The organism is Corynebacterium accolens (genome assembly GCF_023520795.1).
Lineage (GTDB): Bacteria > Actinomycetota > Actinomycetes > Mycobacteriales > Mycobacteriaceae > Corynebacterium > Corynebacterium accolens.
The window spans coordinates 665,953-682,469 of sequence record NZ_CP046605.1 but is presented as its reverse complement, the minus strand read 5'-3'; the positions used below and the strand labels follow the sequence as shown (position 1 = coordinate 682,469).

Annotated in this window: 14 protein-coding genes and 1 pseudogene; 3 read left to right on the top strand and 12 right to left on the bottom strand. The window is 60.9% G+C overall.

Annotated elements, in window-relative coordinates:
- Positions 1–45: 45 nt before the first annotated feature.
- From lpqB to CACC_RS03290, 5 genes and pseudogenes are all read right to left on the bottom strand, one after another.
- Positions 46–1,791 carry an MtrAB system accessory lipoprotein LpqB gene (lpqB, locus tag CACC_RS03310; RefSeq protein WP_005277517.1) on the bottom strand — a complete coding sequence of 582 codons (1,746 nt, stop codon included), beginning with the start codon at positions 1,789–1,791 and terminating at the stop codon, positions 46–48.
- A complete protein-coding gene (mtrB, locus tag CACC_RS03305) occupies positions 1,792–3,672 on the bottom strand; it encodes an MtrAB system histidine kinase MtrB (protein WP_005277515.1) in 1,881 nt (626 codons plus the stop codon).
- 90 nt (positions 3,673–3,762) lie between these two features.
- Positions 3,763–4,454 (bottom strand): annotated as a pseudogene (gene mtrA, locus CACC_RS03300) (MtrAB system response regulator MtrA).
- Between the two features lie 3 nt (positions 4,455–4,457).
- Complete coding sequence (locus tag CACC_RS03295; protein ID WP_005277510.1) at positions 4,458–5,072, bottom strand: dTMP kinase; 615 nt, start codon at positions 5,070–5,072, stop codon at positions 4,458–4,460.
- A gap of 63 nt (positions 5,073–5,135) precedes the next feature.
- Positions 5,136–5,489, bottom strand: coding sequence for a DUF4259 domain-containing protein (locus tag CACC_RS03290; protein ID WP_005277508.1), 354 nt, complete (start codon positions 5,487–5,489; stop codon positions 5,136–5,138).
- 212 nt (positions 5,490–5,701) lie between these two features.
- On the opposite strand from CACC_RS03290, the gene CACC_RS03285 reads away from it, so the two are divergent.
- Complete coding sequence (locus CACC_RS03285; protein ID WP_005277506.1) at positions 5,702–6,574, top strand: hypothetical protein; 873 nt, start codon at positions 5,702–5,704, stop codon at positions 6,572–6,574.
- Between the two features lie 76 nt (positions 6,575–6,650).
- Here the strand turns inward: CACC_RS03285 and manA are convergent, their stop codons facing one another.
- Both manA and CACC_RS03275 read right to left on the bottom strand, forming a co-directional pair.
- The gene (manA, locus tag CACC_RS03280) at positions 6,651–7,904 is read right to left on the bottom strand and encodes a mannose-6-phosphate isomerase, class I (protein ID WP_005277504.1); all 1,254 of its coding nucleotides are present in this window, start codon (positions 7,902–7,904) and stop codon (positions 6,651–6,653) included.
- Between the two features lie 6 nt (positions 7,905–7,910).
- Positions 7,911–8,960: a hypothetical protein gene (locus CACC_RS03275; RefSeq protein WP_005277502.1), complete on the bottom strand. Its 1,050-nt coding sequence runs from the start codon at positions 8,958–8,960 to the stop codon at positions 7,911–7,913.
- A gap of 41 nt (positions 8,961–9,001) precedes the next feature.
- Between CACC_RS03275 and cobA the strand changes: the two genes are divergently transcribed.
- Complete coding sequence (gene cobA / locus CACC_RS03270) at positions 9,002–9,754, top strand: uroporphyrinogen-III C-methyltransferase (protein ID WP_005277501.1); 753 nt, start codon at positions 9,002–9,004, stop codon at positions 9,752–9,754.
- On the opposite strand, the gene CACC_RS03265 is transcribed toward cobA, so the two are convergent.
- The 4 genes from CACC_RS03265 to CACC_RS03250 are packed head-to-tail and all read right to left on the bottom strand — an operon-like array spanning position 9,751 to position 13,435.
- The gene (locus CACC_RS03265) at positions 9,751–10,770 is read right to left on the bottom strand and encodes a sulfite exporter TauE/SafE family protein (protein ID WP_005277500.1); all 1,020 of its coding nucleotides are present in this window, start codon (positions 10,768–10,770) and stop codon (positions 9,751–9,753) included. The two genes, cobA and CACC_RS03265, sit on opposite strands and share 4 nt — an antisense overlap.
- On the bottom strand, positions 10,764–11,501 hold the full coding sequence (locus tag CACC_RS03260) for a sirohydrochlorin chelatase (RefSeq protein ID WP_005277498.1): 738 nt from the start codon (positions 11,499–11,501) through the stop codon (positions 10,764–10,766). Before CACC_RS03260 ends, CACC_RS03265 begins: the two co-directional genes overlap by 7 nt.
- Positions 11,502–11,510: 9 nt before the next feature.
- Positions 11,511–11,762: a hypothetical protein gene (locus CACC_RS03255; protein ID WP_005277497.1), complete on the bottom strand. Its 252-nt coding sequence runs from the start codon at positions 11,760–11,762 to the stop codon at positions 11,511–11,513.
- On the bottom strand, positions 11,759–13,435 hold the full coding sequence (locus tag CACC_RS03250) for a nitrite/sulfite reductase (protein ID WP_005277495.1): 1,677 nt from the start codon (positions 13,433–13,435) through the stop codon (positions 11,759–11,761). Before CACC_RS03250 ends, CACC_RS03255 begins: the two co-directional genes overlap by 4 nt.
- 304 nt (positions 13,436–13,739) lie before the next feature.
- Here CACC_RS03250 and CACC_RS03245 point away from each other — a divergent pair, with 304 nt between their 5' ends.
- Positions 13,740–15,092 carry an FAD-dependent oxidoreductase gene (locus CACC_RS03245; RefSeq protein WP_005277492.1) on the top strand — a complete coding sequence of 451 codons (1,353 nt, stop codon included), beginning with the start codon at positions 13,740–13,742 and terminating at the stop codon, positions 15,090–15,092.
- A gap of 17 nt (positions 15,093–15,109) precedes the next feature.
- Here the strand turns inward: CACC_RS03245 and CACC_RS03240 are convergent, their stop codons facing one another.
- Positions 15,110–16,477, bottom strand: coding sequence for a phosphomannomutase/phosphoglucomutase (locus CACC_RS03240; protein ID WP_005277491.1), 1,368 nt, complete (start codon positions 16,475–16,477; stop codon positions 15,110–15,112).
- Positions 16,478–16,517 lie beyond the last annotated feature (40 nt).

Sequence of the window (16,517 nt, the reverse complement as noted above, 5' to 3'; positions counted from 1 at the left end):
CCCCGAAAGGTCCTCTGCGGCAGCGTCGCCTAGCGCCGCCGCCTTCTAACTGGACACGATAGGCGAAGAGCGCCGGCCCTGCAGGCCAGGCACCTCGCGCCAGTTCACCTCATCGACCACCGTGGCGGGAAGCTCCAGCATGGCATGGGAATCCGTAATATAAAGCTTCGATGGCGAGGTAGCCACCGCAACTACCGGGGCGGTGATATTACCCGTCGGCATGGTAGAGGCCGAGGAACCATCTTGCTCGATGCGCCATACCGGCGACTGCCCAGAGGACGTACCCACGATGAGCGAGCCATCGTTATTCCAATCCAAAGATAATGCCGAGCCGGAGACCTCAGGGCCCACCTCGCGGGCGTTGACGATGCGCTTATCGCCGCTGCTGGATTGAGCCACCGCGGCGATGTAGACGTGGCCATCGATGATCATCGCCGCGCGTGCGCCGCTATGGGAGAGGCGGATAACGGAGATTTCGCCCTCGATATCGTCGATGCTGCGGGCATCGACCTCGGATTCTGAAATCCGCCCGGTGGTCTTGGAACGCACGACGCGCACGATGCGGTCACCATCGACCACCGTCCAGACGGCCTGCCCGTTATATTCAAAGGTGGGCCGCGCCAGCGTCTTACCTTCGACCGAATCCTGCAGCGCGGCACCAATCTCGCCCATCTGCAGCTTGAAGTCGCCGCTAGGCTTCCGGCTAACCGCCGCAATCATGCCGGACTCGGTGACATCGACCGATTGCACATTGCCGCTCGAGCCCAAAGAGCCCTTAACCGGCTCGGCCACCCCGCTATCGACCTCCAGCACGTTGCCCTCGTTCAAGGCGTACAGCGTGGACAGGGAATTACTGTTTACCTTGGGGTTATAGTCAGCAAAATCGTCCACGCTGACGGTGTCCATGCCTTCTAACAGATTGCTGCCATCGGCCTTGACCTTGAAGGGGCCGATATGCCCGGCATCAGAAAGCGTCCAGACCAACTGCGCCGCAAAGCGGGTGCGGTCATTTTCATCCAGGTCCGACAGGCCCTCGAACTGGTAGCCGTTTTCGTTGTCATAGCCGGCGAAGGTGACCTTTTCATCCGCCGCTCGGCGGGTGGCCGGAGCAATGCTGCTAGATGGGCCTTCCATCAAGAGGGTAATCAGCGTGGACTCGGATTCCTCGCTGCCCTTATACAGCCACCGGCGGTCCGGGGCGAGGACGTCATCGGTTTGTTTATAAAAATAGAGCGATTGCGGGGTGTAATGATTGCGCAGCTCATTGCGCTCGATAACCAACCCGGCCGGCAGACTATCAACAAGCCACTGGTCATCTACCATTTTCATGTCGATGGTAGCTTCGTAGCTCTCATTTTCCGGCACATAGGCCCCGCCGGATTTGAGGCGTCCGATGATAGTGCCGCGCACATTGAAGGAACGCGCATCCGCCGCCGTATTCTGCTTCTTATCGGGCGCGGTCACGATGTCCAGGCTATCGACCACCATGACATCGCCCGAGGCATCCCAGGCCCCGCGGGCGTTATCCGTGAGGAACCCGCGAGCGGCATCGTGGTCATTGGTAGGAACGGCCGCGGCGCGATAAAAATCGCGCAGGGTAAGGTCCGGGTCCGCCCCCACCTCTGGGGCAATGACCTCTTCCGGGCCATCGGCCTGTTTGTGGTAGGTACCCACGACCTGGGGGCTCGTATCGTGCGGCAAGGTTGAGCAGCCGGTGGCAAAACACAGCGCCGCCACCGCGCCCACGGCGGTGCTCCGCCGCCACAATCCATTGCGTATGACCGAATTCATTTATTTATCCCCCTTAAAATCCGGCGCCTTATAGGAGCGCCTCTCGGGCGAGGCGGCCCCACGGTTGCGCTCAGAAGGCCACAAGATTCCGTCACCATCCGCCTCGGCCACCTCCGCCGAGTCATCGTCGATGCCAATTCCGCGGCCTACCACCGAGCTGCTGCTTGGCGATGCCCCACCGGCGCCACCCTCGCCCTCATCTTCTGCTGCACCAGCAGCCGCTTCCCCAGCATCCGCTTCCCTAACATCTGCAGTATCAGGCTCATGAGCTGCGTCGGCCGCGAAGTCAGCAGCGGCGCCTTTTTCTCCGGCGGCAGCGGTAGCTGGGCCGGCGGTAGCGGGATCAGCGAGAGCGGGGGCATCGGCAAGCGCATCGTGCCCCTCGCGCGCGGCGTCTGAACCGGTGCCCGGGGCGCCTGGAATCTCGCGGGAGATGGGTTCTTCACCGATCTCGGTATTCGGCTCGCGCGGGATGATGAGGCGGAAGCGGGAACCGTAGCCGAAGACGCCAAAGGCATCGAGCGTGCCGCCGTGCAAGACCGCGTCCTCGCGGGCGATGGCAAGGCCCAGCCCGGTGCCGCCAGAGTGGCGCTTACGGGAGGAATCCGCGCGCCAGAAACGGTTGAATACCAGCTCTTCTTGCCCGGGTTTCAGGCCCACGCCGTGGTCCGTGACCGCCACGCCCACGGCCTTCTCCGTGGTGGCGATATCGATGACCACGGGTTTGCCCTCAGAGTGGTCGATGGCATTGGCCAAGAGGTTGCGCAAAATGCGCTCGATGCGCCGGGAATCGGCCTGGATGGTGATCCGCTCGTCTGGCATATTGCGGACCACCTCCACGTCGAGCTTTTGGGCTAGGTGCTCAACCTGGCGGTAGGCGGCATCCACGCAGGATCGCAGGTCAATGGCCGTGGTGGACAGGTCCGCCACGCCGGCATCGTGTCGGGAAATCTCGAGCAGATCCGCGAGCAGCTCCTCGAAGCGGTCCAGCTCCCTGGACATGAGCTTGGAGGCGCGCTGCGCGCCCGCGGGCAGGCTATCGGCCTCGGATTCGATGAGGTCTGCGGCCATGCGCACGGTGGTAATGGGGGTGCGCAGCTCGTGCGAGACATCGGAAGTGAATTGCCGCTGCAAATCGCCGTATTCCTCCAGCTGCGCAATCTGGGAGGACAATTTATCCGCCATATTATTAAAGGAGGCGGCAAGTCGGCCCATCTCATCGTCCCGGTCCACGGCCATGCGCTCCTTGAGATGGCCGGCGGCCAGGCGCTGGGCAATGCGGGACGCGGACTTAATCGGGGTGATGACCTGCTGGGTAGCCAACCAGGCAATGCCCACCAGTAAGACCACGACCACCACGCCGGCGGCAGAGAGCAGGCCGCGCATCAGCGCCATCGTGGACTCTTCCGATTCCATGGACAGGGCCAGGTAGACCTGCAGATTCGGAATCTCGGCATCGGTGGGCGTGCCCACCATGAGCGCGTTATAGTAATCGCCATTGCCGCGCGGGACCGGATAATACTGCTGCGCAATCTGGTCCTGGCCCACCATCTGCCGCATTTGTTCCGGCACCGGGAAATCCTCCGGCGAGGTGGTGATGGATCCATCTTGGTTTTCCACCACGATGACGGGTTCATATACGGCCTGCGCATCGCCTTGTTGCGCAGAGAGTTGATCCAAAGAAGCGCGGGCGGAGTTGATGCGCACCTGCACCGAGTTGGCCGAGCTGGTGGCATCGATTTGCTGTTCCACCGCCGTGCGGGCGCGTTCGAGTTCCTGCAGCGCCACGTCTTCTTTTTGGGATACCAACCGCTGGGTCAGCACGGAGACCAAGGCGTAGGCCAAGATGATCATGACCACCGAGGAGGCGACCACAATCATGCCGATAACGCGCGCCTGCAATGAGGTGCGCAGCGTATCTACTATGGCGTCACGAATGCGCCGCACGCGGTCCAGAATTCTGATGTTTCCTTACTCCCCGGCACCGGCTTTGCCGGTCTTATACCCCACGCCGCGCACCGTCAGCACGATCTGCGGATCTTCCGATCGTGCTCGATCTTGGCGCGCAGGCGCTGCACGTGCACGTTCACCAAACGAGTATCGGAGGCATTGCGGTAGCCCCAGACGGACTCCAGGAGTGACTCGCGAGTATGCACCTGGCCTGGGTGGCGCGCCATTTCCAGCAGGAGATCGAACTCCAGCGGGGTCAGGTTCAATTCGGTGCCATCGGTACGGCGCACCGTATGTTCCGGCACGTCGATGATCAGGTCGGCGACCTCAAGGATTTCCGGTTCCGCGGAATCGGTGCGGCGCAGGCGCGCCCGAATGCGGGCGATGAGCTCCTTCGGCTTAAAGGGCTTGGTGATGTAATCATCCGCGCCGGATTCAAGGCCCAAGACCACGTCCACGGTATCGGTCTTGGCGGTCAGCATGACGATGGGCACCGCGGATTCGCGCCGGATGGTGCGGCAAATATCCACACCGTTCATGCCCGGCAGCATAAGATCCAAAAGGATGAGATCCGGTTCGTGCTCGCGGAAGGCAGGAACGGCATCGTTGCCATCCATGACGGGGACGGGGTTTAGTCCCTCAGATTCAAGGACAATGGTCAGCATTTCCGAGATCGCTGGATCATCATCCACGACCAAAATCGTTGGCGCCACGTTTTAATCTCCTACAAGGTCATTAATTGCTGCCGTAATAGTATCCGCATCGGCGGTGGCGATCCAGCGCCCACCCCAACCGGATTCGACCAAGCGCCGGTAGGCGGCGGCGGTGCGCTCCTGTAATCCCCCATCGCGTTCATAGTGGTCGCGCTCGCGGGTGGAATCGGTGGCGGCCCGGGACTGCGCTCTTGCCGATGCCACCTCCACCGCCGTATCCACATACACCTGCAGGTCCGCTTTCGGCAGGCCCAAGGTACCAAATTCTAGGTCGTAGACCCACTGGAAGAGGCTATCGTCGCGCAACCGGGCCGCGGAATAGGCAGCATTGGAGGCCACATAGCGATCCAAGATGACTATCTCGCGGGTTTCCTTCGCCGCCCGCAATTCCTCTTTTATCCCAAAGCGGTCGAGGGCGAAGAGCGTGGCCATACCGTAGGCCGAATCCGTGAGATCGCCCATCTTTCCGTACAGCGCCTCGCGCGCGAGCTGCGCGTGGATGGAGGTCTCATAGCGCGGAAAGGCTATGGTCCTTACCGGGACTTCGAGGGCGCTTCGCACTGCGGTCGCAAGCGTATTTTTTCCGGCGCCGTCAATGCCTTCAATGCTTATGAGCATGGTGAGATACGCAGAATCCTTTCTGCTCTGTGGCGGCGCCTTTGGCACCGAAGGACATGGTTTTTAAGAAAGTGCCTCGATAAAAGGTTCCACGTCGTAGTCTTCTTCGACGGTGTCCAAGATCTCGAGGGCATTTTCGGTCAAGGTATCGTCAACGGTTCCCACCAAGTCCCTAATATAGGGGTAGTCCTCAACGGTTTCGCTGGCACTGAACGGCGCACCCGCCCAAATGGCGGCGATCGTGGCCGCGGCGTGGGCGTTGAGTTGTTCCTCTTCGGTTATATCGTCCTTGCTGCGGGCCACCTCGCAGGCATCCTGTACTGCGCGGATTACCCCTTCTTCATCGAGGTTTGCTAATTCATCTAGAAAATCCACGTTGAGATCGGTGCTAAAAATCTCTTCGTCCCAGCTGCTCATCTCTCACTCCTTCGACGGGTTTAGCGCCATTTATACACGCTTTTCCGGCGGAGAAAAATCGGGCATGAAAAGGATTGCATAAGCACTGCCATTTCTCATCTCCACGTTGTTTACATATCACGGAATCCGCAGCCTGTCGCGGAAATTCCAATACATGATACTCTCGTTATCAACTTGTTACCCACCCTATGCAACCAAGAAAGGAGGGCACGATGAAACCAGATTCACGTCGCGTGTACGTCTTCATCGTGCTCGGCCTTATCGCCGCCGTCGTCGTGGGAGTGGGCGTGTGGCGCATGAGCACGCCGAGCGCCCGTTACTCCAACGCCGCGAATGAGTCCCCTACCTCTACCGTGGCACCAAAAAATACTTCCGCTGAAGAATCGACGACATCGTCGACGCATAAGAAGCCTTCGACGGAAAACTCTGCCCCCGCAGAGGCCAATTCTGGCGCCGGTGAATCAGACCACCAGCACCCTGAATCAACGGACCCATACTTGGCGCCGAATGCCGTCACGCATCCCCACGCGGCCACCCGCCCTACCAAGGTGTACCGCCCCGAAAATGTGTACTCGCCAGGAACTTCCGTTAATAATGCCCCGTCTAACCAGGGCGGGCAGGTGCCGCAAAATGGTAACGGCACAGGCACCGGCACCATGCAGGCGGTCCCAGATAACCCCAGCAAGCCGGATAACCTAGCACCGTCGTCCCAGGCACCGAGCTCACCGGCTCCATCCCCTGCCCCGGGCGAAGAGAAGCCTGATCAAGGTGGCGAGCCCGGCAAGCCTGGTAAGCCGGAGGAGCCCGCCGAATCCGGTATCCCGGCGCCGCCAGCGACGCAGGCTCCGCACAAGCCTCGTCCCGAGTCGAGCACGCAGCGCACCCCGTCGGCTCCCGATGCCACTACAGAGGGACACGGTGCAGGAGCGGGCGCGCCTTCTGGTACACAGCAGACGAAAAATAAGTCCCACGCCGAGCCGCAGGCAACCGAGAAGCTTGTTCCTACGCAGCAGCCAGGAAACCAAGAACCCACGGATCTCCCGGCAACGGGAAGCTCAGCCGCCAGTTCTTCTGCTGCGCGCTAACTTTTCACCGCGGCTAGCGCCTAAAAATGCCCCCTTGCTGGGATTTTCCAGCAAGGGGGCATAGTTGTGAGGCCGCTTAGACTCGGGCGACGAATAATTGCGCCGTGCTGCCCTCAGGATTTTCCTTTTCTACAGCGTGAGCCTGGGCGGTAACCATGCCGTCGGAGGCCGGCAGCCATGCGGCCTGGCCCGGGGAAAGGATCAATTCCTCGCCCGCAGCATTGCGCAGGTTGAGGGACCCACCGGTGCACAAGGCGATGGTGGGGCCGTCATAGTCGAGGTCGACGGAAGAATCCGGCCCGAGCTCGGCGCGGTCGAGCAGGAATTCATCGATGGGCACCGGATAGGACCATGCCGCGGCGCCGTGGACGTTATCCTGGTGCTGCTTATCCTTTTGCTGCACCCGCGGCTCAGTGGCGGCCGCGTAGGTCAAGACCTTGACCAGCTCCGGCACATCCACGAATTTCGGGGTCAACCCGCCGCGCAAAACGTTATCGGAATTGGCCATGATTTCTACGCCCAGCCCGGAGACATACGCGTGGAGTTGCCCGGCGTCAAGGTAGACGGCCTCGCCCGGGGCAAGCTCGATGTGGTTGAGCAAGAGCGCACCAAGCACACCGATATCGCCAGGATAGCGGTCATTAAGGTCCACCACCGTAGCCATGACCCGCGCCTTCCAATCCTTGGGATCGACGGCAATCAGGCGCTCGCCGGCGGCAACGATGGCCTTAATGAGCTCCTTGCGCTTGGCCGAAGGGATCGTAATCCACGTGGTGAAAAGCACCCGGAGGTTGGCGGACTCGGAGGATTCCGCGGGGTCATCGTCAAGCATGGCCAGGTAGCGCTCAAGCTCCGGGCATTCCAAGGCGGCAAAGAGCTCGCGGGTTTGTGCCAGGGGACGGAAACCCGCCATGGCGTAGAAATCCGACAGCGCCACGATAAGTTCCGGCTTGTGGTTATCGTCCTTGTAATTGCGGTTTGCAGCCTGCAGGGCAATGCCCGCCTCGTTTTCGCGGGCGAAACCCTCCTCGGCCTGCTCCTTAGACGGGTGGGCCTGCAAAGACAGCGGATCTTCGGCGGCGAGGATCTTCAACAGGAACGGCAGGTTCTCGCCGTATTCTTTATAGACTCGAGCGCCCAACTGGCCTTCTGGATCCGCCGCAATAACCTCATTGAGAAGCTGGCCATCCACCGTGGAGGGATCGCCTGGGTGGGCGCCAAACCAGAGTTCAGCCACCGGCTTTTCTGCGGCTTCTTCGCCCCGCAGCTCAGGGATGAGGGTGCGCGAACCCCACGAGTAGTTGCGGGTAGCGCCTTCCAGTAATTGCATTTATTTCTATCCTTTAGAAATCTCGTAGGCGGTCGCGGCAAAACTCCGCGTAATAAGCTGCAGTGAGCGGGCAAGATGCCCAAGGCCCGGTTCCGGGTCGGTGCTGCGGACTGCAAGCGAGTTGGGCAGGTTCGCCTCTTCCTGCCCCCAGAAAATCACTTTCAAGGGTATCAAAGGTGTATCCGCGCCAGCACCGTCGATGAAGGGATCGTAGAAAAGGTCATCGGCAGACGCGGGCGCCGTACTGGATTCAGCGCCCCGATCGAGTGCGCCGCGCAGGTCAGCGGGCTCGACAAAGGTGCCGGGCAACCCGTGCACGGCCCAGATGGTTGCTGCCATGCGGGCGACCAAGGTATCGATGTGCACGCGCTCGCGGCGCTCGGCATACGCGTAGGGATCGATGACGCAGGAGTGGATAATCCGCGCGCCCTCGGCGTATTCGCGCAGCTGCCGGCCGGGATTGATGGCATCATCGCGCTCTGGCGAAAGCTGCTCGATCTCGCGGTCCACGGCGGCGGCAAGGTCCTCTAATTCTTCGCACACCGCGCGCGGGGAGGTATGAACGATGCTGCACAGCGCGTACAGGGCCGTGATAAATCGCGCCGGCGAGCAGCCCTCTGCGGTGGGAAGCGACGGGGCAATCAGGGTGTCTTCCGGGCAATCCTCTACCAAGGGGCCGCTTGCCGGGCCCACCAGGATGGTGGTGGCGCCGCGCTGGCTCGCCGCAATGAGCGCGCGGGAGGCCCAATCGCATTCTGCGGGCTCGCCCACCGCCACGACGATATCGAGCGCGCCCACGTATTGCGGCAGCGATTCCGTCACCACCAGCGGGATGCGCAGCGGTTCGGCCAAGCCGACGCCGAGGTGCGCTGCCTCGCGGGCGATGGCATCGGTGGGCAAGATGACCAGGGAGCGCGGATTGAGCCCGTTGAGGATCTCACCCCAGCGCTCCATTTGCCCGGCGAGCAGACGAATCTGCGCGCCCTCGTGGGCGACATCAAAAAATCGCACCGTTTCGGTGTCATAGGCGGAACCCTCAGTGAAACCGTTATCCATATCGCTCAAGCATAGTCTGGCTCCCACTATGATGGTGCGGCATGACGTCCGCACAGATTCACCCCGTATCCCTTATCGGTGGCGGCCCCGGCGCGTGGGACCTGATTACGGTTCGCGGCATGCGCGCCCTACAGGAGGCCGAGGTCATCTTGACCGATCACCTGGGCCCTGCCCCGCAGTTGGATAAGCTCTGCGATATTTCAGCCAAGGAGCTTATCGATGTCTCCAAGCTGCCCTACAAGAAGTCGATTACCCAGGACAAGATCAACGAGCTGCTCATCGAGCACGCCCAAGCCGGGCGGAAGGTAGCGCGGCTGAAGGGCGGCGATCCTTTCGTGTTCGGCCGCGGCTTTGAAGAGGTACAGGCCCTAGCCAAGGCATCTATCCCCACCACCGTCATTCCAGGGGTGACCTCCGCGGTTTCCGTGCCCGCGGGCATTGGCATCCCCGTCACCCAGCGCGGAATGGTTCACGGCTTTACCGTCGTATCAGGGCATCTGCCGCCTGGCCACGAGAAGTCCCTGGTGGATTGGCACGCCCTGGCCCAGTCCGGCGCGACCTTGTCCATCATCATGGGCGTGAAAAATGCCCCGGCGATTGCCAGGGCATTGCAGAAAGGCGGGCTTGCTGGGTCGACACCGTGCGCGATTATCCAAGAGGGCACCCTGGATACGCAGCGGGAATTTCGCTGCGATTTAGAACGCCTTGCGCAGACAATGAAGGACAATAACGTCTCCTCCCCCGCCGTCTATGTCATTGGCGAGGTTGCCGGCCTCGACCCAGCCGGGGATTAGGCCTTATCCGCCTGCGGTGCGGATTCCTCCACGGCGCTTTCGCCCTTGGAGGCACCGGTCGCGCTGTGGGCAAAGCCTGCGGCATGAAATTCCGCGTGCGCCTTGGTTTCGGCGTTTTCGGCTTCCAATTCCCTTGCGCGGGCTGCCCGGGTAGCGCGCGCACCGTGGATGGTGGCGGAAATGCCCACGACGAGGACCACGACCATGAGCAGCGGGGAGACAAAACCCGGTGCCGTCAGCCCGAAGTAGGTTTCTAGCCCGCCTAAGACCTTGCCGATATTGAGAGCCACGATGGCCGTACCCACGAGGCCACCGAGGACGACCGGCTCAATCCGGGAAATCACCCAGGCCGCAATCGGGGCGGCAATGGAACCACCGATGAGCAGGGCCAGCACGGCGGAGAGGTTGGCGACGATATCCTGCCACAATCCAACGACGAAGCCGAGGGTGGCACCCAGTGTGACCAGGAATTCGGCGGTATTTACCGTGCCGACGATGCGGCGGGGCTGCTCGCGGCCAATCGCCATGAGCGTCGAGGTAGACACCGGGCCCCAGCCGCCGCCACCGGTAGAGTCAACAAATCCGCCGACGGAACCGAGACCGATCAAAAATGGGGTGGAATGGCTGCGTTTTTGCACGAACTTCGCCCGGCGCGGGCGGGAAAAGCGCCAGATGAGGTTGCTGCCGATGGCCACCAAGATGAGCGCGGTAATCGGGGCTGCCGCATCGGTGGAGATATTGGAGAGCACGGTGGCGCCGATAAACGCCGCGATGGCACCCGGCACACCCAGCCGGAAGACGGTTTTCCAGTCCACATTGCCAAAACGGGCGTGGCTCAAGCCCGACATTGCGGTGGTTCCTAGCTCCGCAGTGTGGACTACGGCGGATGCTTGGGCGGGCCCAAGGCCCGCCAGGAGAAGGATGGTGGTTGAGGTGACGCCGAAGCCCATGCCGATGCCGCCATCGACAAGCTGGGCGGCCGCACCGGCCACGGCGATTAAAATCAGGGTTAGCATGGGACACCGACCTCCTGGGCGATGTGATAATGAGCAGCAACGATGCCAGCGAGATCGGTACCAAGAACGGGATCGACGGTGACATTGCTGGGGGTAGATGACAGTGGTTTAAGGAGCAGTCCTGCGGTGACAAAGAGCGGGATAACCCGCATTCGCGCAGTGCTCCTCGCCAATGCATGGATGTCATTGCTGCCACCCCGGGTGGCGAACGCGGCCGTAGCGGGGACGCCAGTGAGTTGAGAAACCCGAGCGGTAAGCCTGCGGATGGAGTCATTGGCCGCAGCATCAGAGGAACCGACGGAGTAGATGACGTGGTGGGTATCTTCCGGCCTTGCGCGTGCCGCGAGCACCGCCGCCAGGTCCGCTTCTGCGGCTTCCCGCCTGCCCACATCTCGTACGCCATGCTCTGCGGCGCGCCCTCCGCCTAAGCACTCGCCTTGCACCAAGCGCAGGCCTGAGGCCTGTTCGGCCGCAGCGATAACGCGGGGAACGTCAACGCGCTGGTGGTAGCCCTGCGTAAAGAGCAATGGAATGACTACGGCCGTATCCTCCCCACAACGGGCGAGGTCGACCGCAGCTGCGGTGAGATCGGGAGTATTGAACTCTAGGTGCGCCGCCCGATAAGCAGGGCGGGCTGGTATCGCGGCAGCAGCGGCCTGGGTGAGCCGTTCAATGCCAGCGGCGGCGCCCGGGTGGCGCGAGCCGTGGGACAAGGTGATGAGTGTGGTCATGGTGCATCCTTAATCCACCGGAGCCGTGGAGTGTCCGCGGCGGGCTAGGGAGCGCTGCAGGGCTTCGGTGGAAGAAACGGCCGGGGCCGGTGCCACGGGGGCATCGTCTTGGCCGTGGAAGCGGACCGAAAATACGCGCAGGCATTCCTGGCAATTCCAGGCAAAGTCGTCTTCTTCATCCGGGAACAGATCGGTGCCGGCGCAGTAAGGGCAAAAGGTGGGGTGATTGCGATTGGGATTAGGTTTACGGCGGAAATTCACTGCAGATCTTCCTCCTCGGCGCGCAGTACCCAGTGGCGAAACTGCTCGCCTTCTTCGCGTTGTTCCTTATATTTATTGACCAGCCGTATGACGTAGTCCGGTACCTCATCGGCTACGACCTTGTGTCCGCGGAGCTTGCGGCCCCAGTCGGGAGAAAGGCCGAGGGCACCGCCTAGGTGGACTTGGAATCCTTCGACGCGGTTGCCATCGGCATCGGTGACGATCTGACCTTTAAGTCCGATATCGGATACCTGGGAGCGCGCGCACGCATTGGGGCAGCCATTGAGTGCGATAGAAATGGGTACGTCCAAATCCCCCAGGGTGTCTTCGAGGATGTCCACCAATTCGATGGCGCGGGCCTTCGTGGTCACGTGCGCCAACTTGCAAAATTCCAGCCCAGTGCAGGAAATGACGCCGCGGCGAAACTCCGTGGGCTGGGAATACAGGCCCGTTTCATCCAGCGCGCGCGAAAGTGCCGGAATATCGTCTTCTTCCACATCGAGGAAGAGCAATTCCTTCATCGGGGTGGTACGGATGCGCGAAATGCCGAATTTTTCCGCGACATCGGCAATGGCAATGAGCTGCTCGCCCGTTGCATGGCCCACGGTGGGTTTTACGCCGACGTAGAACTTGCCGTCCTTTTGCCTGTGCACGCCCAGGTGATCGCGGCTGCCGGGATTAACCTCGAGCGGGATGCCATCGGCAAGCGGCTTCTCCAGGTACTCTTCCTCAAGGACCTGGCGGAACTTGTCGATGCCCCATTTAGCCACCAAAAACTTCAGCCGCGCGCGGTTGCGGTTGCGGCGGAAGCCGTAGTCGCGGAAGATGCTGACTACACCGGCCCATACTTCCGGCACGCGCTCGAGTGGCACCCACGCGCCCAAGGATTGCGAGAGCATCGGGTTGGTGGATAGTCCCCCGCCCACAAAGCAGTCAAAGCCGGGGCCATATTCGGGGTGGTTGACGCCGACGAAGGCAACGTCTTGAATTTCGTGCGTCACGTCCTGGCGCGCATTGCCGGAAATAGCAGTTTTGAACTTGCGGGGAAGGTTATGGAACTCCTCGCGCGGTAAGTAATTATTCTTAATCTCCTCGATGGCTGGGGTGGCATCGATGATTTCATCCTCGGCCACTCCCGCGACCGGCGAGCCCAAGATGACGCGCGGCACATCGCCACACCCCATCAAGGTGCCCAGGCCCACAGATTCGAGTTTGTCCCAGATGGTGGGTACGTCTTCGATCTGAATCCAGTGCAGCTGAATATTCTGGCGGTCCGTAAAGTCCGCGGTGGAGCGGGCATAATCGCGCGAGATTTCTCCCACCGCGCGCAGCTTGGCTGGATCGGCGCGGCCGCCATCGAAGCGCACGCGCATCATGAAGTATTCATCTTGCAATTCCGCGTTAGATAATTTGGCGGTCATCTCCCCGCCCAGGTTCTGGTTGCGCTGCGTATACAGGCCTAACCATTTAAAGCGCGGTGCTAAATCCTCCGGCGGGATGGAGGAAAATCCCTGCTTGGAGTAGATGTCTATCACGCGCTGCTTAGCGGAGAGACCACCATCATCCTGTTTGATGGCCTCATCGTTATTCAACGGTTCTTTACCGTCGATTTTCCACTGGCCCTCGGGCTTATTGGCGCGTGGCTTGCGTTTGGTCGTTGTTGCGGTAGCCATAATGTGGTGTAGACCTCCCTTTCAAAGTATTGAGGGAAAACCTACCCGTCTATAGATTGCAGACAAAGCGGTCTGTTTTATTTTCACTTTTCCCAAAGCTATGACCTGCACTTTGAGAAGGTTTAATAAAGAATCTAATTATTCCGCTTGTGCGCAAACAGACCATACGGTTCACTCTCTTAAGAGAAATCCCGCGCTCGCCCACGAGAATTAGACTAATTGGTCTATTTACGCATATTTATCGAGGGCCCGTTCCCTTCATCCCACCGCGGGAGACTACGCAGACAAGAAAGGCAAAATTACCGTGTCAGATAAACCCTTAAACGTAGCCGTCATCGGTGCCGGCCCCGCTGGCATTTACGCCTCCGATATCTTGGTGAAAAAGACCGGTGGCAATGTACACATCGATCTCATTGAGCAGATGCCCGCTCCCTTCGGCCTCATCCGCTACGGCGTGGCCCCTGACCATCCACGCATTAAAGGCATCATTAAATCCCTGCACCGTGTATTGGACACGGAGCAGATTCGCCTGCTTACCAACGTGCACATCGGCCGCGATATCACCGTGGACGAGCTGCAGCAGCACTACGATGCCGTCGTCTTTGCCACCGGTGCGGTAGGCGATCGCCACCGCGATATCCCCGGCGCACAGCTGCAGGGCGTGCACGGCGCCGGTGAATTCGTAGGCTTCTATGACGGCAATCCGCGCTTTGAGCGCGAATGGGACCTCTCCGCCAGCGAGGTCGCTGTCATCGGCGTGGGCAATGTGGGCCTGGACGTCTCGCGTATCTTGGCCAAGACTGGCGATGAACTTAAGGTGACCGAGATCGCCGATAATGTCTACGATTCGCTGGCACAAAATAAGGCAGAGACCGTACGCGTCTTCGGGCGCCGCGGGCCCGCCCAAGCCAAGTTCACCCCGCAAGAGCTCAAAGAGCTCGACCACTCGGATAACATCAATGTGGTCGTCTCCCCCGAAGATATTGATTACGATGAGGCCTCGCTAGAGGCACGCGCTTCCAGCAAGTCCACGGATTTGGTCTGCCAGGTTCTTGAGCAATATGCCATTCGCGATCCCAAAAAGGCCCCGCATACGCTGCAGATTCATCTCTTTGAGCAGCCGGTGGAGATCCTCGGTGAGAACGGCCGGGTGAGCGGGATTAAAACGGAGCGCACCGAGCTGACCGGCGATGGCAGCGTGCGCGGGACGGGTAAATTCACCACGTGGCCAGTGCAAGCGGTCTACTTTGCCACGGGCTACCGCTCGGACGCCGTGGACGGCGTGCCATTTAATAGCGAGAAAAACGTCATCAACAATGACGGCGGCCACGTCATCGACGAAGAGGGCGCCATCGTGCCCGGCCTCTACACCACCGGCTGGGTAAAACGCGGGCCCGTGGGCCTGATTGGCAATACCAAGTCCGATGCCAGCGAAACCATTGGCATGCTGCTTGATGATGCCGCCGCGGGCACCCTACCGTCCCCCACCGCCGGCGATATCACCGAGGCCTTCGCGGATAAGGGCATCGACTACCTCACCTGGCAGGATTGGCAACGCCTCGATGCCGCTGAGCGCGCTTTGGGCGAGCGCGAAGGCCGCGAGCGAAAGAAGTACGTGGAGTGGGAAGACATGGTCGCCCACTCCCGCGCGCAGTAATTCAGTAACTCCAGTAATTAGCGCCTGATGATGGCGAGGACCTCGTCTACGATCTGCTGAACCTCTTCGGAGGTCTTCGCCTCAACGTTGAGCCGTAGCAGCGGCTCGGTATTGGAAGCGCGCACATTGAACCACGCGTCCGTGCCCTTGAGCTCGACCGTAACGCCATCGAGCTCATCGACGGATTCGATCTTATCCGCCAGCCCATCGAGCACAGCCTGAGTGGCGGCCTTTTGGTCCGCCACGGTGGAGTTGATCTCCCCGGAAGCCTCGTAGCGGGAGTATTCCGCCATGAGCTCGCTGAGCGGCTTATCCGTCTGTCCCAACGCGGCCAGGACGTGCATAGCGGCCAGCATGCCGGAATCGGCATTCCAGAATTCCTGGAAGTAGTAGTGCGCGGAGTGCTCGCCGCCAAAGGCCGCCGTGTGCTCGGCCATTTGGGCCTTAATGAAGGAGTGGCCCACGCGCGTGCGCACGGCGGTACCGCCCTTTTCCGCGATGAGCTCCGGCACCGTCTTGGAGGTAATCAGGTTGTGGATGATGGTCGCGCCCGGGAACTTATCCAAGTAGCGGCTGGCCACCAGCGCGCAGATGGCAGACGGCGATACCGGCTGGCCCTTTTCATCCACCACGAAGCAACGGTCGGCGTCGCCGTCGAAGGCAAGGCCGATATCGGCGTTTTGCTCTACGGTGAATTTCTGCAGATCCTCCAAGTTCTTGGGATCCAGCGGGTTCGCCTCGTGGTTGGGGAAGGTGCCGTCGAGCTCAAAGTAGAGATCGCGGACATCAAAGGGCAGGCCATCGAAAACGGCCGGGACCGTGTGCCCGCCCATGCCATTGGCGGCATCGACGGCGACGACCAGCGGCTTGGATTCTTCCAGCGGCACGAGGTGACGCAGGAAGTCCGCGTAGCCGGTCAGGATTTCTTGCTCGGCGATGGCACCATTAGGGCCGTCGTAGCTTGGGGTGCCATCGATAAGCATCTGCTTGATTTCTTCCAACCCAGTCTGTTGCCCCACGGGGACGGCACCGGCGCGGCAGAGCTTGATGCCGTTGTACTTCGCCGGGTTGTGGGAGGCGGTAAACATCGCGCCCGCGCACTCCATAGAACCCGCCGCATAGTAGAGCTCATCGGTAGAGGTAAGCCCCAAAAGCGTCACATGGAGGCCTTGGCTCACCACGCCCTCAGCAAAGGCTTGCGCCAACGCGGGAGAAGACGGGCGCATATCGTGGCCTACAGCCACGGTGTTTTCGCCTTCTTCGCGCAGGATTGCGGCGAAGGCGGCGCCAGTATCGCGCACGAAGTCTTCATCGATATCTTCGCCCACCACGCCACGGACGTCATAGGCCTTAATCACTGCATCAAGATGCTCACGAGTTCGCATACCTCGCAATAATACTCCCTGCCTACGGGCAACTAGCGCA